Origin of the sequence: Streptomyces sp. NPDC050988, assembly GCF_044456225.1 — a bacterium.
Taxonomy (GTDB): Bacteria; Actinomycetota; Actinomycetes; order Streptomycetales; family Streptomycetaceae; genus Streptomyces.
The window spans coordinates 61,478-80,710 of record NZ_JBITFQ010000042.1; the positions used below are offsets into that span (position 1 = coordinate 61,478).

At 71.5% G+C, this 19,233-nt stretch carries 9 protein-coding genes; 8 read left to right on the forward strand and 1 reads right to left on the reverse strand.

All coding sequences use genetic code 11. The features are described 5' to 3' along the window. The first annotated feature begins 135 nt into the window (after positions 1 to 135). The 8 genes from ACIBEI_RS45620 to ACIBEI_RS45655 all read left to right on the forward strand — a co-directional run bounded on the left by ACIBEI_RS45620 (position 136) and on the right by ACIBEI_RS45655 (position 18,480). Positions 136 to 1,545 carry a phytoene desaturase family protein gene (locus ACIBEI_RS45620; RefSeq protein ID WP_398897087.1) on the forward strand — a complete coding sequence of 470 codons (1,410 nt, stop codon included), beginning with the start codon at positions 136 to 138 and terminating at the stop codon, positions 1,543 to 1,545. Beyond that, on the forward strand, positions 1,542 to 2,051 hold the full coding sequence (locus tag ACIBEI_RS45625; RefSeq protein ID WP_398897068.1) for an O-acetyl-ADP-ribose deacetylase: 510 nt from the start codon (positions 1,542 to 1,544) through the stop codon (positions 2,049 to 2,051). Before ACIBEI_RS45620 ends, ACIBEI_RS45625 begins: the two co-directional genes overlap by 4 nt. A 215-nt stretch (positions 2,052 to 2,266) precedes the next feature. Then, positions 2,267 to 6,232 carry a glycoside hydrolase family 2 TIM barrel-domain containing protein gene (locus ACIBEI_RS45630; RefSeq protein ID WP_398897069.1) on the forward strand — a complete coding sequence of 1,322 codons (3,966 nt, stop codon included), beginning with the start codon at positions 2,267 to 2,269 and terminating at the stop codon, positions 6,230 to 6,232. A gap of 200 nt (positions 6,233 to 6,432) precedes the next feature. After that, positions 6,433 to 15,075, forward strand: coding sequence for a type I polyketide synthase (locus ACIBEI_RS45635; RefSeq protein ID WP_398897088.1), 8,643 nt, complete (start codon positions 6,433 to 6,435; stop codon positions 15,073 to 15,075). 74 nt (positions 15,076 to 15,149) lie between these two features. Then, the gene (locus tag ACIBEI_RS45640; protein ID WP_398897070.1) at positions 15,150 to 16,646 is read left to right on the forward strand and encodes an AlkA N-terminal domain-containing protein; all 1,497 of its coding nucleotides are present in this window, start codon (positions 15,150 to 15,152) and stop codon (positions 16,644 to 16,646) included. Between the two features lie 20 nt (positions 16,647 to 16,666). Continuing rightward, positions 16,667 to 17,158, forward strand: a complete 492-nt coding sequence (locus ACIBEI_RS45645) for a methylated-DNA--[protein]-cysteine S-methyltransferase (protein ID WP_398897071.1) — start codon at positions 16,667 to 16,669, stop codon at positions 17,156 to 17,158. A 114-nt stretch (positions 17,159 to 17,272) separates the two neighbouring features. Next, positions 17,273 to 17,977 carry a pentapeptide repeat-containing protein gene (locus ACIBEI_RS45650; RefSeq protein ID WP_398897073.1) on the forward strand — a complete coding sequence of 235 codons (705 nt, stop codon included), beginning with the start codon at positions 17,273 to 17,275 and terminating at the stop codon, positions 17,975 to 17,977. Then, complete coding sequence (locus ACIBEI_RS45655) at positions 17,974 to 18,480, forward strand: hypothetical protein (RefSeq protein WP_398897074.1); 507 nt, start codon at positions 17,974 to 17,976, stop codon at positions 18,478 to 18,480. Before ACIBEI_RS45650 ends, ACIBEI_RS45655 begins: the two co-directional genes overlap by 4 nt. A 15-nt stretch (positions 18,481 to 18,495) precedes the next feature. Here ACIBEI_RS45655 and ACIBEI_RS45660 read toward each other — a convergent pair whose 3' ends face one another. Beyond that, positions 18,496 to 19,230, reverse strand: a complete 735-nt coding sequence (locus tag ACIBEI_RS45660) for an SIR2 family NAD-dependent protein deacylase (RefSeq protein ID WP_398897075.1) — start codon at positions 19,228 to 19,230, stop codon at positions 18,496 to 18,498. Positions 19,231 to 19,233 lie beyond the last annotated feature (3 nt).

Here is a 19,233-nt window from a genome sequence, read left to right on the forward strand (position 1 = left end):
CGTGACAGGCCGGGGCCGGGGCTGAGGCGGGGCCTGACCTGTGGCGGCCCGGGGCTGAGGCGGGGCCGTCGGAGGTCCGGCATATCCTGATCCCCAGTGGCCGTCGGCTGACAAAGGAGTCCGAAGGTGCCGTCGATGCTCGATGCCGTCGTGGTGGGTGCGGGGCCGAACGGTCTGACGGCTGCCGTGGAGCTGGCCCGGCGCGGCTTCTCCGTGGCCGTCTTCGAAGCGCGCGACACGGTCGGAGGAGGCGCCCGCACCGAGGAGCTGACCCTGCCCGGCTTCCGGCACGACCCGTGCTCCGCCGCGCATCCCCTGGGCATCAACTCGCCCGCGTTCCGCGCGATGCCGCTGGCGAGGTACGGCCTGGAGTGGCTGCAGCCCGAACTGCCCATGGCGCACCCCTTCCTGGACGGCACGGCGGCCGTGCTGTCGCGCTCCGTGGCGGAGACGGCCGCCTCGTTCGGGCCGCGTGACGCGGGCACGTACCGCAGACTCGTCGAGCCGTTCACGCACACCTGGGACACCCTGGCGCGGGACTTCATGTCCCTGCCGCTCACCGCGCTGCCGCGCGACCCGGTCACCCTCGCCCGGTTCGGCCTGGCCGGACTGCCGCCCTCGACATGGCTGATGCGCCGGTTCCGCGACGACCGGGCCAGGGCCCTGTTCGCCGGACTGGTCGCGCACGTCATGGCACCGCTGGGCAGCATCGCCACCGGCGCCGTCGGCCTCGTCTTCGCGCTGGCCGCCCACGCTCGGGGCTGGCCCGTCGCCCGCGGCGGCTCCCAGTCGATCTCCGACGCGCTGACCGCGTACCTGAAGGACCTCGGTGGCTCCGTCCACACCGACTACGAGGTCAAGCGTCTCGACGACCTGCCGCCCGCGCGCGCGTACGTCTTCGACACCTCGCCCACCGCGCTGGCCCGTATCGCGGGCTTCGGGCGGTACTACGAGCGGTTCCGGTACGGGGCGGGCGTGTTCAAGGTCGACTACGCCCTCGACGGACCGGTGCCGTGGACCGCGAAGGAAGCCCGGGCCGCCGGCACCGTCCAGATCGGCGCGAGCAGCAAGGAGATCGGCACCGCCCTGCGCGCGGCCTCCCGGGAGGGCCGTGCCCCGGACGCGCCGTTCCTGATCACCGTGCAGCCGAGCGTCGTCGACCCGTCCAGGGCACCGGCCGGAAAGCACGTCTTCTGGGCGTACGGGCATGTGCCGAACGGCTGGACCGGGGACCTCACGGACACGATGGAGCGCCAGCTGGAGCGGTTCGCGCCCGGCTTCCGGGACCGCGTCCTCGCCCGCGCCACGGCGGGCCCACCCGAACTCGCCGCGCGCAACGCCAACTACGTGGGAGGCGACATCGCCTGCGGCGCGGCCTCCGGCCTCCAGCTGATGCTGCGCCCCAAGCTGTCCCTGTTCCCGTACAGCACCCCGCACCCGGCGGTGTTCATCTGCTCCTCGGCCACTCCGCCGGGCGCGGGCGTGCACGGCATGTCGGGACACAACGCGGCCAAGGCCGTGTGGAGGAGGCTGCGTCAGTCATGACCGCCATCGAGTTCGTCCAGGGCGACATCACCCGGCAGAGCGTGGACGCGATCGTCAACGCCGCGAACTCCTCCCTGCTGGGCGGCGGAGGCGTGGACGGCGCCATCCACCGGCGCGGCGGCCCCGAGATCCTGGCGGAGTGCCGCAAGCTCCGTGCCTCGCACTACGGCAAGGGCCTGCGGACCGGCCAGGCCGTCGCCACCACGGCGGGCAATCTGGACGCGCGCTGGGTGATCCACACGGTCGGCCCCGTCTTCAGCCCGAGCGAGGACCGCTCGGAGCTGCTGGCCTCCTGCTACCGGGAGTCGCTGCGGGTCGCCGACGAACTGGGAGCGCGGACCGTCGCGTTCCCGGCGGTCTCCGCCGGTATCTACGGATGGCCGATGGACGACGCCGCCCGCATCGCGGTCGGGACGGTACGGGACACCGAGACGGCGGTCACCGAGGCCAGGTTCGTCCTCTTCGACGAGCTGGCGTACGAGGCGTTCACCGCGCAGCTCCCCTGACCTGCCCTCAGGATCACACAAAGTCCGACAGGGTCATTGCTCCGATTGTGTTCGGGTCCTAGGGTTTTCTGTGGCTCAGTAGGTGTCTTTGTCCTCAGCGGTCGCATTCTGTCCTGACATCAACTTCCGTCTGTCAGTCGCTTCGACCAGCTCGACAGAGCTGACGCTCCCTCAGTTCGCGCACCCCACATGTCGTACCGAGGAAGGCCACAGTCATGCCGCACCCGCACCCGCACGCCCAGATGCCCCCCGTCAGCCGCCGCCGACTGCTTGAGGGAGGGGCCGCCGTCCTCGGTGTGCTCGCCCTGCCCGCGTCGTCAGCCCCGACGTACGCCGCCGAAAGGCCCGGGACCGCAGCCGGCACACCGGAGTGGAACGGCGCCATCGACGTCTTCCGGGTGGGGACCGAGCCGCCCCACACCACGCTCACCCCGTACGCGGACGTCGGTCAGGCGCTGGCCGGTGACCGTACGCGCTCGCCGTACCGGATGAGTCTCGACGGGAAGTGGAAGTTCGCCTACGCCGACCGGCCCGACGACCGGGACACCGACTTCCACCGCACGGACGTCGACGACAGCTCCTGGGACACCATCCCGGTCCCCTCCGCCTGGCAGGTGCACGGCTACGACTTCCCGATCTACATCAACATCACGTATCCCTACTGGGGTCCCAACGGCCTGGGCGAGGAGCCGCAGCCGCCCGCTGCTCCGACCCGCTACAACCCCGTGGGCCAGTACCGGCGCACCTTCACCGTCCCCGAGGGATGGGACGGGCGGCGGACGTTCCTGCACTTCGAGGGCGTGAAGTCCGCCCACTACGTGTGGATCAACGGCGAGTTGGTGGGCTACAGCGAGGACTCCTACGTCCCCGCCGAGTACGACATCACCCCGCACCTCAAGCCCGGCACCAACCAGATCGCGGTGGAGGTGTACCGCTACTCCGACGGTGACTGGCTGGAGGACCAGGACATGATCCGGCTGAGCGGCATCTTCCGCTCGGTCCACCTGTACTCCACACCGGCCGTGCACCTGCGCGACTTCAAGCTGGACACCCCGCTGAGCAATGACTACAAGGCCGCCGAGTTGTCGGTCACCGCGAGCGTGCGCGCCTACGGAGACGGCAAGGACAAAGGCAAAGGTGAGGGCACGGACAAGGGCAAGGCCGGCGGTGGTGGCAGCGGGCGGTACTCAGTCGAGACGCAGCTCTACGACGCGCGCGGGCACGCCGTCTGGTCCCGTCCGCTGCAGCAGGCCGTCGACCTCGGCTCGACCCCGGCCGGCGAGGACGTGACCGTACAGGCCGCCAGGGCCGTGCCCGCGCCGAAGCTGTGGTCGGCCGAGGACCCGTACCTCTACACGGCCGTGCTGCGGCTGCGGGACCCGGCGGGCAAGGTCGTCGAGACGCTCTCGCACCGGGTCGGCCTGCGGGAGTTCGCGCTCAAGGGCGGGCTGATGCGCATCAACGGCAGACCCGTCTCCTTCCGGGGCACCAACCGGCACGAGATGCATCCCGACCGCGGCACCGCGCTCACCAGGGCGGACATCGTCAGGGACATGGAGATCGTCAAGCGGCTGAACATCAACACGGTCCGCACCTCGCACTATCCCAACAACACGCTCTGGTACGAACTCGCCGACGAGTACGGCCTGTACCTCGTGGACGAGACCAACCTCGAAACCCACGGCATCCGCGGCGAGTACCCGGGCAACCACGCCGACTGGAGCAGGGCCTGTGTGTCCCGCGCCCAGAACATGGTCCACCGCGACAAGAACCACGCCTCCGTCGTCATCTGGTCGCTCGGCAACGAGGCGGGCGGCGGCAGCACGTTCGTCGCCATGCACGACTGGATCCGCTCCTACGACCCCACCCGCGTCATCCAGTACGAGGGCGACGACCGCCCGGGGATCAGCGACATCCGCTCGGAGATGTACGACAGCCCCGCGCGCGTCGAGCAGCGGGCGAAGGACACCGCCGACACCCGCCCGTACGTCATGATCGAGTACTCCCACTCGATGGGGAACTCGACGGGCAACTTCCAGAAGTACTGGGACCTGATCCGCCGCCACGACGTCCTCCAGGGCGGCTGGATCTGGGACTTCGTCGACCAGTCACTGAGCTGGCCGACCCCGAGGCGGGTGCTGTTCACCGAGGCCGGGCCCGGCAGGGTGCGCGGTGAGATCCAGGCGGGCAGCGCGACCTTCGACCGTGAGAAGGGGCTGTCCGGCAGTACGGTCTTCGCCCGTGACACCGGCCTCGACATCACGGGGTCGCTGACGCTGGAGGCCTGGGTCACCCCGTCCGTGACCGGCTACCATCAGCCGCTCATCGCCAAGGGCGACACCCAGTACGCCCTGAAGCAGTCGGACAGGACTCTGGAGTTCTTCATCCACGGCGGCGGCCAGTGGATCACCGCGAGCTGGGGGCTGCCGGACGACTGGACCGGCAAGGAGCACCATGTCGCGGGCGTCTTCGACGCGGAGGCGGGCACGCTGACCCTCTACGTCGACGGCGCGGCGAAGGCCACCCGGACCACCACCCGGCGGCCCGACAACAACACCGCACCGCTGTCGCTCGCCACCGATGTCGACAACCCGACCCGGGAGTTCAGCGGCACGATCCGACGGGCGCGCGTGTACGCCCGCGCCCTGTCCGCGACCGAACTCGCGTCGGACGGGCGCGGACCCGGCGACGACGGGGTGCGGTTCTGGTTCGACGCGGCCACCGTCGAGGTCACCGAGAAGCGGCCGAAGGAGCGCACGTTCTTCGCGTACGGAGGCGACTGGGGCGACCACCCCAACGACGGTGCCTTCGTCGCGGACGGCATCGTCACCGCCGACCGCGGACACACGGGCAAGGCCGCGGAGGTCAAGCAGGTCTACCAGGCGATCAACGCCGCACCGGCATCCGGTAGATCCCTCGCCGCCGGAGCCGCCGTCACCCTCACCAACGAGTACCTGTTCACCAACCTCCGTGACTTCGACGGGAGTTGGAGCCTCGTGGCCGACGGGGAGGTCGTACGGCGCGGGAAGTTGAGCCGCGCCCAGCTGGACGTCCCGCCGCTCAGCAGCAAGGACATCACCGTGCCCTTCCGGCTGCCGGCCGACCCGGCGCCCGGGGCGGAGTACTTCCTGCAGCTGTCCTTCACCACCAAGGAACGCACGAAGTGGGCGAAGGCCGGCTTCGAGGTGGCCAAGAAGCAGCTCCCGGTCGACGCCGACAGCCCGCCCGTGCGGCCCGTCCCGCTGGAGCGCGTGCCCGCCCTGCGCCACCAGGACGGCGAACGGTCCATCACGGTCCAGGGCAAGGGCTTCTCCGTCACCGTCGACAAGCGCACGGGCGTCATCACCTCGTACGAGGCCCGTGGCACCCGGCTGATCACGTCCGGGCCCGTGCCGAACTTCTGGCGGGCACCGATCGACAACGACAGGGGCAACGGCCAGCACGTCCGCAACCAGACCTGGCGCGACGCGGGGACCCTGCGGAAGGTGACGGACGTCAGCGTGCGCGCCCTGCGTGACCGGGCCGTCGAGATCAAGGTCGCGGGGACCCTGCCCACGACCACCGAATCGACGTACACCACCACGTACACGGTCTTCGGCAACGGCGAGATCAAGGTCGACAACACCCTGCACCCGGGCGCGGCGAACCTGCCGTACATCCCGGAGGTCGGCACCCTGCTGTTCCTGCCGGGGCGGCTGGAGCGCCTGCACTACTACGGCCGGGGCCCCGAGGAGAACCACTGGGACCGCAACACCGGCACCGACGTGGGCCTTTACTCCGGGACCGTCTCCGGGCAGTGGACGTCCTACATCCGCCCGCAGGAGAACGGCAACAAGACCGACGTCCGCTGGGCCGCGCTGACCGACCGCGGCGGCGCCGGGCTGCTGGTCTCCGGCGAACCGCTCCTTGAGGTCAACGCCTCGCACTTCACCCCGGAGGACCTGTCGGTCGGGACGCGCCACGACTACCAGCTGACCCCGCGGGACGAGGTCGTACTCCGCCTGAATCACCGGCAGATGGGGGTGGGCGGCGACAACAGCTGGGGCGCGCACACGCACGACGAGTACAAGCTCTTTGCCGACCGGGACTACTCCTACACGTACCGGCTGCGTCCGTTGACCGACGTCGACACGGCGATGGAGGCCTCGCGGCGGCCCACGGCGGGGGAGTTCTCCGGGTAGTACGGCGGGAAGTTCTCCCCGGGTAGTACGGCGGGGAGTTATCCGACGACGTTCTCCGACGGAGTTCCCCGACGAGTTTCTCCGAGGAGCGGCGACACGCCCGCCGTCCGGTCTCCGATGTTTTCGATCTTGTGTTTGGTGAGACGTAGGCTCGCCTCAGCAGGGGAGAACGGCTCGGGGACCGTACGGGGTGGGGCATGGTGCACGAAGACGAACTGATCCGGCCGGTGCCGGAGTTGCTGAAGCGGCATGCCGCGAGGGCAGGCGACCGGGTCGCGTTCTCGGACTCCGCGCGTGGTGTGACGTACGGGGAACTGGAGCGGCGCACAGGGAAGTTGGCCGGTCACCTGGCGGGAGCGGGACTCCGCCGGGGCGACCGGGTCGCGGTCCTGCTGGGCAACTGCGTCGAGCTGGTGGAGAGTTGCCTCGCCGTGACGCGGGCGAGCGGGGTCGGTGTCCTGCTGAACCCCCGCTCCTCCGACGCGGAACTCACGCACCTGCTGGCGGACAGCGGCGCCTCGGTGATCGTCACGGATCGGGCGCACCTCGGCCAATTGGCAAGGCTGGGGCCGGAGTTCGGCCGCCTTCGAGTGCTGATCACCGGAGCCGGGCCGGTGCCCGCGGAGGCCCCCGGCGGGACCGTACTCCTCGATACGGCGATTGCCGGCGAGGGCGTCGAACCGGCGCGCGACGATCTCGGACTCGACGAGCCGGCCTGGCTGCTCTACACCTCCGGAACCACTCATCATCCCAAGGGAGTTGTGTCCACGCAGCGCACCGCGCTCTGGTCGGCGCAGGCCTGCTACGCGCCGATCTTCGGGCTCTCGCCCGGGGAGCGGCTGCTGTGGCCGCTCCCGCTGTTCCACAGCTTCGGGCACTCGCTCGCCGTACTGGGCGTCGTCGCCACCGGTGCGAGTGCGCACATCATCGGTGAACTCCTGCCGCCCGGTGGGCTGTTGCGCGTACTCGACGAGGCGCACGAGCGGCCGGAAGGACCGTTCACGCTGATGGCCGGTGTTCCCGCGACCTACCACCGGCTCGTGTCGGCGGCCGGGGAGACCGCCAGGCCCTCGCGCACCGGGCTGCGGCACTGCGTCGTCGCGGGCGCGCCGAGTCCGCCGTCGCTCGCTCTGGCAGTGGAGGAGGTGCTCGGGGCACCCCTGCTGGACGCGTACGGCAGTACCGAGACGTGCGGGATGATCGCCGTGAACCGGCCCGACGGGCCCAGGGTCGACGGCTCGTGCGGGCCTCCGGCGCCCGGCACGGACGTACGGCTCGTCGATCCCCGCTCCGGGAACGACGTCGCGGACGGCGACGAGGGCGAGGTGTGGGTGCGCGGCCCCGGGCTCATGACCGGCTACCACAACCAGCCCGAGGCGACCGCCGCCGCGCTCAAGGACGGCTGGTACCGCACCGGGGATCTGGCCCGGCGGGTCGAGCACGGTCATCTCGCCCTCACCGGCCGGGTCAGTGAACTGATCATCACGGGTGGCGAGAACATCCACCCCACCGAGATCGAACAGGCCCTGCTCAGCTGCCCCGGAGTGGCCGACGCCGTCGTCGTGGGTGCCCCGCACGACGTCCTCGGCGAGGTCCCGGTCGCCTTCGTCGTGCCCGGTCCCGGTGGGCTCGACCCGCAGCGCGTGCTGAGGACGTGCCGGACCCTGCTGTCCGACCACAAGGTGCCCGCGGAGATCCACGAGATCGCCGCCGTGCCGCGTACGGCGTCAGGCAAGATCGCGCGCCGTGCGGTTGTTCCGGGTCTGGCGCGGCCCGCGCCCGACCTCCGGTTCCAGCCCGAAAAACCCGAGGCACGCGAAGCCTCCGAAGCGCGCGAAACGCCCGGAGCGCCCGGAGCGCCCGAAACGGTCGGGGTATCCGCAGTCGAAGTGCCTGAAAAGCCGGGCCTGTTGAGCGCCTCTGCCTCGGCGCTGCGCGAGCGGCTTGCTCCCCTCTCCGCGGAGGAACGCGAGCGCGTGCTGCGCGAGACCGTGCTCTCCGTGACGGCGGAGATCCTCGGCGAGCAGCCGTACGAACGGCGAGACGCGGAGCGGCCCTTCATCGAACTGGGGCTCACTTCCCTGGGCGCCGTCACGCTGATCGAGCGGCTGGGCGCGGCGACCGGGCTGCGGCTGCCGACCACGCTTGTCTACGACTCCCCGACCCCCGCCGACGTGGCACGCCACCTGCGGACCGCCCTCTTCGCCCCGGGGACAACGGGTGCCGGGGGCCACGCGGCCGACCCGGGCGAGGACGACGACCCGGTGGTCGTCGTCGCCATGGGCTGCCGCTACCCCGGTGACGTCGAGTCGCCGGAGGACCTGTGGCGGCTGGTCTCCGAAGGCAGGGACGCCGTCTCGGAGTTCCCCACCGACCGTGGCTGGGACCTGGCCGCCCTTTACGACCCCGATCCGGACCGCCTCGGGACGTCGTACGCGCGCAGCGGCGGGTTCCTGCACGGGGCCGCCGATTTCGACGCGGGTCTGTTCGGGATCTCGCCGCGCGAGGCGCTGGCCATGGACCCGCAGCAGCGACTGCTGCTCGAAACCTCGTGGGAGGTCTGGGAACGCGCCGGGATCGACCCGGCGTCTCTGCGCGACAGCGACACCGGCGTGTTCGTCGGCGTGATGTACGCGGACTACGCCGACCGATTCGGCACCGGGCCCCACGAGTTGGAGGCGCATCTGGGCCTGGGCTCGGCCGGCAGCGTCGCTTCCGGGCGGATCGCCTACACGTACGGGTTGCGCGGCCCGGCGATCACCCTCGACACCGCGTGCTCGGCCTCGTTGGTGTCGCTGCACTGGGCGGCGCGTGCGCTGCGCTCCGGGGAGTGCTCGATGGCCCTGGCGGGCGGTGTCACGGTGATGGCGACACCGAGGTCGTTCACCATGTTCAGCAGGCAGCGCGGGCTGTCGCCCGACGGTCGCTGCAAGTCGTTCGCCTCGTCGGCGGACGGCACCGGCTGGGGCGAGGGCGTCGGGCTCGTCCTGCTGGAGCGGCTCTCCGACGCGCGGCGCAACGGACATCCGGTGCTGGCCGTGCTGCGGGGTTCCGCCGTCAACTCCGACGGGGCGTCCAACGGGCTCACCGCACCCAACGGCCAGGCCCAGCGGCAGCTCATCGCCCGCGCACTCGCCGACGCCGGGCTCCGGGGGAGAGACGTCGACGTGGTGGAGGGGCACGGCACCGGCACGAGGCTGGGCGACCCGATCGAGGCGGGCGCGCTGCTGGCCACGTACGGACAGGACCGCGCCCCGGAGCAGCCGCCGCTCTGGCTGGGCTCGGTCAAGTCCAACCTCGGGCACACCCAGGCGGCCGCCGGGGTCGCCGGAGTCATCAAGATGGTGCAGGCCATGCGGCACGCGGAACTGCCCGCGACACTGCACGCCGAAACGCCGTCCCCGCATGTCGACTGGTCCTCCGGCCGGGTGGAACTGCTGACCGTGGCCCGGCCCTGGCCGTCGTCGCCCGGCCGGCCGCGCCGGGCGGGCGTATCGGCGTTCGGGATCGGCGGGACCAACGCCCACGTGATCCTCGAAGAGGCGCCGGGGGTCCGGGTCCGGGAAGGGGCTCCGGCGCTCCGCGAAGAGGCGCCGGCGGTCCGGGACGAGGCGCTCGCACCGCCCACGGACGGATGGCAGGGCGCTCGGACGGCCAGGCGTGCTGAGACGGCCGAGCGTGCCGAGACGGCCGACACGGCTGATGTGGCGACGCCGCCGCTGCCCCGGGTGCCCTGGCTGTTGTCAGGAGCCGATGAGTCCGCCCTGCGTGGCCAAGCACGGCGGCTGGCCGCCGAGTTGACCGCCAAGCCCGCCGTGCCGGTCCCCGCCGATTCGGCCGACATCGCCCTCTCCCTCGCCGTGTCGAGGTCGGCGCTCACGCATCGCGCCGCGATACTCCCGGGGGACCGGGCGTTGGCCGGGCTCCGGGCTCTCGCGGAGGGCGACCGCGCACCCGGAACCGTCCAGGGTGTCGCCGACCCCGGCATCCGTACGGCGTTCCTGTTCACCGGGCAGGGCGCCCAACGCGTCGGCATGGGACGGGAGTTGACCGAGACCTTCCCCGCGTTCGCGACCGCCTTCGACGAGGTGTGCAGAGCACTCGACGGACGACTCGAACGCCCGCTGCGCAAGGTGGTGTTCGTTGAGGACGGTTCACCGGACGCCGCGCTCCTCGACCGTACGGACTTCACCCAGGCCGCTCTGTTCGCCTTCGAGGTGGCGCTGTTCCGGCTGCTCGAATCCTGGGGCGTACGGCCCGACTTCCTGGTCGGACACTCGGTCGGGGAACTCGCCGCGGCGCATGTGGCCGGGGTGCTGGACCTGCCCGACGCCGCCGCCCTCGTCGCGGCCCGTGGCCGTCTGATGCGGGCGCTGCCGGAGGGCGGGGCGATGGTCGCGCTGAACGCGGCCGAGGGTGAGGTCGTCCCCGTACTGACCGACCTCGGTCTCGCGGACCGGGTCGCGATCGCCTCCGTGAACGGGCCGCGCTCCGTGGTGATCTCCGGCGTACGCGACGCCGTACTCGCCGTCGCGGACACGTTCGCGGAGCGTGGGCACAGGGCTGTACGGCTGCGGGTGAGCCATGCCTTCCACTCGCCGCTGGTGGAGCCGATGCTCGACGAATTCCGGCGCGTGGCCGAGGAGTTGACGTACAGGGCGCCGCGGATTCCGGTGGTGTCCACTGTGTCCGGGCGTCCGGCCGACGCGGGGGCCGGAGAACTCTGCTCGGCGGAGTACTGGGTACGGCATGCCCGACTGCCGGTGCGGTTCGCGGACGCCGTGCGGTGGCTCGGTGAGAACGAGGACGTCGGGGCCTTCCTGGAGGTCGGTCCCGGCCCCGTGCTCACTGTGGCGGCCGAGGGCGTGCTGTCGCGTCCCGGCATCGGCGGTGGTGCCGAATTCGCCGCGGCCATTGGGCAGTTGTCGGGTGAGCCCGGACTGCGGGAATCCGAGTCGTTGTTGTCGGCCGTGGCCCGGCTGCATGTGCGTGGCGTGGGGGTCGACTGGGCCGCGGTGTTCGCCGGTTCGGTGGCGCGGCGGGTCGATCTGCCGACGTACGCCTTCCAGCGGCGGCGGTACTGGCTGGACGCTCCCCGTGCGGGTGCGGGTGCGGGTGCGGGTGCGGGTGCCGGTGTTGGGGCCCGGGGTGACGCGTACGGGCATCCGTTGCTCGGCCCGGCGTTCACGGTGCCGGACACGGACCGGACGGTGCTGTCCGGGCGGCTCTCGACGGTCGCACAGCCCTGGCTCGGCGACCATGTGATCGCCGGGAGGGTACTCATTCCCGCGACCGCCTTCGTGGAGATGGCCGTCCGCGCCGGCGACGAGGTCGGCTGCGCCCGCCTGGACGAACTCGTGGTCGTGGCGCCGCTCGTGCTGTCCGGTGGTGCGGGGGTACAGGTCCAGGTGGTGGTCGGTCCGGGGGACGACTCCGGGCGGCGTTCCGTCGACATCTACTCGCGCCCGGACGAACCGGGTGAGTCCGAGGCCGCGGGGGAGGGCTGGACCCGGCACGTCACCGGGTCGCTGAGCGGGGCGCCCTCGGCGACGACGGACCCGGCGGAGAGCGACCTGAAGGTGTGGCCCCCCGAAGGCGCCGTGGAAGTACAACTCGCCGACGCGTACGAGGCGCTGGCGGACGGTGACCTCGGATACGGGCCCGCGTTCCAGGGCGTCCGTGCCGTGTGGCGGCGAGGAGCGGAACTCTTCGCGGAGGTCCGGCTCCCCGAGGAACAGGCCCCGGACGCCGCACGCTTCGGCATCCATCCGGCCCTGCTGGACGCGGCGGTGCACAGCATGCTGCTCGCCGGGCCCGGAGCGGAGGCTGGGTTCGGCTCCGAGCGCGGCTCAGGTTCCGTACGGCTCCCGTTCGCGTGGAGTGGTGTGCAGTTGTACGCCGATGGGGCGAACGAGGTACGGGTGCGGATGACGCCGACGGGACCGGGGGCCGTCACGGTGACGCTCGCCGACACGGCGGGGCGGCCGGTGGCCGGAGTCGAGTCACTCGTCACCCGAGAACTGCCCGGCGGCCGGCTGGATTCGGCGGACGACGTGGTGCGGCGGGCGTTGCTGCGGCCCGACTGGGCGCCGGTCGTCCCGGTTGCCAACCCGCCTGCCGAATCCGGTGGACGGGCCTGGACGGTGCTGGGGCCGGACGAGTTGGGCCTCGGCGCGTACCTTCCGTCGTCGGGTGACGCGGACACTCCGCCGGCCGGAAAGTCCTCCGCGCCCGACGTCCTGGTGCTCACGGCGCTCACCCCCGCCGTCACCCCCGATCCCGTCTCCGCAACCCATCAACTGACCGGCAGGATCCTGGAAGCACTGCGGACCTGGCAGGCCGATCCACAGGCGGCGGGTTCACAGCTGCTCGTCGTGACCCGGGACGCCACCGCACCGGTCCCGGACCTGGCCGGAGCCGCCGTTTGGGGCCTGGTGCGCACTGCCCAGTCGGAGATGCCGGGCCGGGTGGTCCTGGTCGACGTGGACGGACGGCCGGAGTCCTTGCGGATGCTGTCCGAGGCCGTGGCCACAGGTGAACCCCAACTCTCCATTCGAACCGGCCAGTTGAGGGCGCCGCGGCTTGTCGCGGCCTCCGCCGGAGCGCTTCGAGTGGCCTCCGCCGCCGGGCCGTCCGAAACCGGAGCCTTCGGACCGCACGGCACGGTGCTGATCACCGGCGGCACGGGTGCGCTCGGCGCGGAACTGGCCCGGCATCTGGTCACCGATCACGGAGTACGGCACCTGCTCCTCATCGGGCGACGTGGCCCGCAGGCGCCGGGCGCGGCCGAACTGCGTACGGAATTGGAGGAGTTGGGTGCTGAGACACGGGTGGTGGCGTGCGACGCGGCAGACCGTTCCGCCCTGGCCGAGGTGATCGGGCTCTGCGAGCCTGAGTTGAGTGCGGTGGTCCACGCGGCGGGGGTGCTCGACGACGGCGTACTGGACTCGCTGACGCCGGAGCGGATGGCGGCGGTGCTGCGGCCCAAGGTCGACGCGGCCTGGCATCTTCATGAGCTGACCCGTGATCTGGACCTCTCGGCGTTCGTGCTGTTCTCCTCGGCGTCGGGGCTGCTCGGCCGGCCCGGCCAGGGCAACTACGCGGCGGCGAACTCCTTCCTGGACGCCCTCGCCCACCACCGCGTCTCGCTGGGGCTGCCCGCGGTCTCCCTCGCGTGGGGCCTGTGGGAGCACGACGGCGGCATGGCGGGCCGGCACCGCGAGGCGACGGCGCCGGCCCGGGAGCTGGTCCGGGCACTCTCCCCGGGGCAGGGCATGGTGCTGTTCGACGCGGCGCTGCGCACCGACGAGCCCGTGCTCGCGCCCGTCCTGCTGGACCGGGCCGTTCTCCGGGCCGCCGACGGGCTCATACCACCGTTGTTGCGGGGGCTGGTACGCACGGGCACGAGACGACCGTCGGCCGCCCCCGAAACCGGAACCGGCGTCGATATTGGCGCCGGCACGCAGTCCGCGGCGGAGCAGGGAGCATGGCGCGAGCGGTTGGCGGGGCTGCCCGACGGGGAACGGGAGGGCGCGCTGGCGGAGCTGGTGCGTGACACGGTCGCCGTGGTCCTCGGATACCCCGACGGCGACGCGCTGCCCGCCGGCAAGCCCCTCGCGGACCTCGGTTTCGACTCCCTGATGGCGGTCCAGCTCCGCAACGCGCTCACCACGGCCACGGGGCTCTGGCTGCCCGCCACGGTGGTGTTCGACCACCCCACGCCGGACGCGCTCGCCCGGCATCTGCTCGACTCGATCAGCGGCGAAACGCCCGAAACATCCGAGGCGCCCCTGCGGACGCGGACGCAGGCACAGGCACAGGCACAGGCACAGGCACAGGCACAGGCACCGGAGCCGGGACAGAGGCCGGACGAGACCCCTGATCACGGGGCCGGTCACGCGCCGGATCACGGCCCGCATCCGAAGACGCGGCCCACGCCCGCCCCCGGCCCCGGCCCCGCCCCCACCCCCGCACGGACCGACCCCGCGGCCCGCCCGCCCCAGACCCTCGCCGCCCTCTACCGCACGCTCTGCGCGAAGGGCGAGGTGACCGCGGGCATGCACATGCTGTTCTCCGCGTCCCGTGCGCTGCCGACGTTCGACGCGTCCGAGAGCCGGGCGCACGCCCTGCCACCGGTCCGCCGGGCCGAGGGCCCCGCCCGTCCCGTGCTCGTCTTCCTCGCCGGGCACCATCCGCCGTTCGCCGTACCGGGAGGGGAGTTCGCCGACTTCCACCGTTGCTTCGACGGCGATCGGGACGTACTGGAACTCCCGCACCCGGGCCTCGGCGCGGGTGCCGCCGTGCCCGTCGACCGGGAGGCGCTGGCGCGCACCCACGCCGAGACGGTGCTGCGGCACGTCGGCGACCGGCCCTTCGTGCTCGTCGGCGCGTCCACGGGCGGTGCCACCGCCCACGCCGTGACCCGGGAGCTCGAACGGATCGGGACGCCTCCCGCGGGCCAGATCCTGCTCGACACCTACCTCATCGACGAAGAGAGCAGCCGCAAGGACTGGCTGCTCGCCCTGCCCGCCGCCGTCGCACCCCGCCTGTACGAGGACACCGGCGTCGCCGCCATGGGCGCGTACACGCGGATCTTCATGGACTGGGACCCGGAACCGGTCGAGACGCCGACCCTGCTGGTACGGGCCACGCATCCCACGCCGGAGATGGCGGCCGGACCGGACGCGCACCGCTGGCGGACCTCGTGGCCGCTGCCGCACGAGAGTGTGGACGTCCCGGGCGACCATCTGACCCTCCTCCGGGAGCACGCCCGTACGACGGCGTCCGCGGTCCGCACCTGGATCGAGGCCCTCGGCGGGGCGGCGGGAGGCCTCGTCGAATAGCGGCGGCAGACGCCCTCAGGCAGATGTCGGATTCTCGCCAGCCAGTGCCATGACCATGGCCGATGCTGGGAGGTATGCAGAACGGGATGCACACCGACACCGAGCGCTGCGTACGCGCCGTCCAGTCGAAGGACGCCCGCTTCGACGGGTGGTTCTTCACCGCGGTGCTGACCACGCGGATCTACTGCCGACCGAGTTGCCCCGTCGTGCCGCCGAAGCCGGAGAACATGACGTTCTACCCGAGCGCCGCCGCCTGCCAGCAGGCCGGGTTCCGGGCCTGCAAGCGGTGCCGCCCCGATACGAGCCCCGGCTCGCCCGAGTGGAACCAGCGCGCCGACCTCGTGGCCCGCGCGATGCGGCTGATCGGCGACGGGATCGTGGACCGCGAGGGCGTGCCGGGCCTCGCGACCCGGCTCGGCTACAGCACCCGGCAGATCGAACGCCAGCTCCTCGCCGAACTGGGCGCCGGACCGCTGGCCCTCGCCCGCGCCCAGCGCGCCCAGACGGCACGGCTGCTCATCGAGACGACCCCGCTCCCGATGGCCGACATCGCCTTCGCGGCGGGCTTCTCCTCCATCCGCACCTTCAACGACACGGTCCGCGAGGTCTTCGCCCTCTCCCCGAGCGAGCTGCGCACCAGGGTGCCGAAGAACCGGGCAGGCCGCCTCAACTCGTCAGGCGCACCGGGGGTGTTGAGCCTTCGGCTGCCCTTCCGGTCCCCCCTCAACCCCGACAACCTCTTCGGCCACCTCGCCGCCACCGCCGTACCCGGCGTCGAGGAGTGGCGTGACGGCGCGTACCGGCGCACCCTGCGGCTGCCCTACGGCCACGGTGTCGTCGCGCTCACCCCGACGGCCGACCACATCGGCTGCCGGCTCACCCTCAGCGACATGCGCGACCTGACCGTCGCCATCAGCCGCTGCCGCCGCATGCTCGACCTGGACGCCGACCCGGTCGCGGTCGACGACCAACTGCGTACGGACCCCCTGCTGGCCCCGCTCGTCGACAAGGCGCCGGGCCGCCGGGTGCCGCGTACGGTCGACGAGGCCGAGTTCGCCGTACGGGCCGTGCTGGGACAGCAGGTCTCCACGGCCGCGGCCCGCACGCACGCGGCCCGTCTGGTCGCCGCTCACGGCGAGACGGTCGACGACCCCGAAGGCGGGCTCACGCACCTCTTCCCGTCCGCCGAATCGCTGGCCGCACTCGACCCCGAGGCCCTCGCCATGCCGGCCACCCGCCGGGCCACCCTCACCACCCTCGTCCGCCAACTGGCCGACGGAACACTCCACTTGGGTGTGGAGAGCGACTGGGCGGAGAGCCGGGCCCGGCTGCTCGCCCTGCCCGGATTCGGGCCGTGGACCGTCGAGGTCATCGCCATGCGCGCCCTCGGCGACCCCGACGCCTTCCTGCCCACCGACCTCGGAGTCCGGCGCGCCGCCCAGGAGTTGGGCCTGCCGTCCACCCCCGCCGCGCTCACGGCACGCGCCGCGGACTGGCGGCCCTGGCGCGCGTACGCCGTCCAGTACCTGTGGGCGACCGACAGCCACCCGATCAACTTCCTTCCCGCATGATCCCGGCCCGAGGACCTTCAGTGAAACAGCACACCGTGATCGACAGCCCCTACGGCCCGCTCACCCTCGTCGCCACCGACGGCGTCCTGTCCGGCCTCTACATGACCGACCAGCGCCACCGCCCGCCCGAGGAGACCTTCGGCGAACCGGACGACACACCCTTCGCCGAGGCGATCGACGAGCTACGGGCCTATTTCGCGGGCGAGTTGAAGGAGTTCACCGTCGAACTCCACCTGGACGGCACCCCGTTCCAGCGCTCCGTCTGGGCACAGCTCCGGAAGATCCCGTACGGAGAGACCCGCTCGTACGGCGAACTCGCCGACGCCCTCGGCAACCCGAACGCATCCCGCGCGGTCGGCCTCGCCAACGGCAAGAACCCCCTCGGCATCATCGTGCCCTGCCACCGAGTGGTCGGCGCCAACGGCAGCCTGACCGGCTACGGCGGCGGCCTGGAACGCAAACGGCAACTGCTGGACTTCGAACGGGGAGAGGCGGACACCGCACTCTTCTGAACGGGGTGCCCGGCTGCCGCCCTGTGGCCGGGCTCGCCTACGCTGGTCCACTGTCTCGGAGCCGGCGTTCCTTCGAGGCCTCTCGCAGAGCGCAAACTTGACCATAAGGGTGATATGGCGGCAAGTGACCTTCAGGTCTGGACCGGAATCGTCGGAACGTTCGCCACCGTCGGCGTCAGTGTTCTCGGGGTGCTGAACTTCCAACGGAAACAGGACAGGTCCGCGGCCGTCGGCTCGGCATTCAGGGAGATCGTGGAATCCCTGGCGTCGGACAACAAGACGCAGCAGATGGCCGCGGCGATTCTGATGCGCCGGTTCTTCGACGGCAACTCGGAACAGGGTGCCGGTCGTACGCCCTATGCGAGTGAGGCGGTGGCGGTAATCGCCGGACTGCTCCGGGAAGCCGAAACGGACCAGATCCAGAAGGTCCTCGCCGATGGACTGAGATACGCGCCGTCACTCTCCCGGGCCGACCTCCAGGGATGCAACTTGGCGCGCGCCTTCCTCGGATACAGGGAGGGCGACAAGAAGGTTGTCGATCTCACACACGCCGACCTCTTCGAAGCCGATCTCACCGGTGCCTCTTTGCGGGGCGTCAACGCGTCCGGGGCGGTCTTCTACCGCGCGACTCTCGTGAACGCCGTCCTGGCGAACGGCATCCTGACCGGCGCCGATTTTCGAGAGGCCCGGTTGACGGGCGCCACATTCGACGGCGCCCGTCTCACCGGCGCGCAGTTCCTCGGCGCCTCGGACATTCCGGCCAATGTGTCGTGCTTGTTGGACTCGAATGGAAAAGTAGTCAGCGAAGAGCCCGTATGAAGACGAGTGAAACCGACGTCGCCCGTGTCTTTCTCGGGGCGCCATCCATCCTCACCCCGGATCAGCAGACGAAGTTGGAACGATGGGTTGCCTGGCTGGAGTGGCAGTCGTTCCAGGTCATCCGATTGGGGCGGGACAGCCACGGTGAAAACCCCTGGCACACGCTGACGCAATTGCTCGCGCAGGTGGACGGTGTCGTCCTGCTCGGCTTCAGGCAACTCGACGCACGGAACTCCGTCTGGCGGCCGGAGACCAAGGAAGAGGCGCTTTCGTCCAGTTGGTGGACTTCTCCGTGGTTGCAGTTGGAAGCCGGAATGTCGGTGGCTCTCGCACTGCCGGTCATCGTCGCGGCGGAAGCCGATGTCAAGGAGGGTGCGTTCAACCCGGAGGTCTGGAACGGCCAGGTGAAGGGAGTGGAACTGAGCACGCCCGGAGCGGCGACCGACGACTGGCTGGACGCCGTCCGGGAGCGTCACGACCGCCGGGCGGGAGTTACCGGATGACTGCGCACCAGGTCGTCAGCCGCTGCCCGCGCTCAGCCGGCGCAACACCGCGGGCAGGGCCGTGCCGATCGGTTCCCGGACGACCTCGTCGGCCCGGTCGTCGTACGGGGTCGGTTCGGCGTTGACGATGACGAGTCGTGCGTCGTGGTCGGCGGCGATTCCGGCGAGGCCGGCGGCGGGCTGGACCTGGAGGCTGGTGCCGACGGCGATGAACACCTGGCAGGCCTTGGTGATCGCGACCGCCTCGCCGAGCACCACGGGGTCGAGCCGCTCCCCGAACATGACGGTCGCCGACTTCAGGATCCCGCCGCACTCCAGGCACGGCGGATCCTCCTCCCCTGCCTCGACCCGGGCGAGGGCGTCCTCCATCGGTCCCCGCGCATGGCACTTCGTGCACACGAAACTCCGTGCGCTGCCATGCAGTTCGAGCACCTTGCGCGCGGGCATCCCGCCCAGTTGGTGCAGCCCGTCCACGTTCTGCGTGATCACCCTGACCGGCACCCCGGCCCGCTCCAGCTCGGCCACCGCCAGGTGCGCGGCGTTCGGCTCCGCCCGCAGCGTGCGGTTCTTCCGCCGCATCTGCCAGGACCGGCGCCGGATCTCCGGATCACCCATGTAGTACTCGTACGTCACGAGCTTCTGCGCCTCGGGATCCCGCTGCCACAGCCCGTTGGGGCCGCGGTAGTCGGGGATTCCGGAGTCCGTGGAGATCCCGGCGCCGCTCAGGATAGCGACGAGAAGCTTGGTCATGTT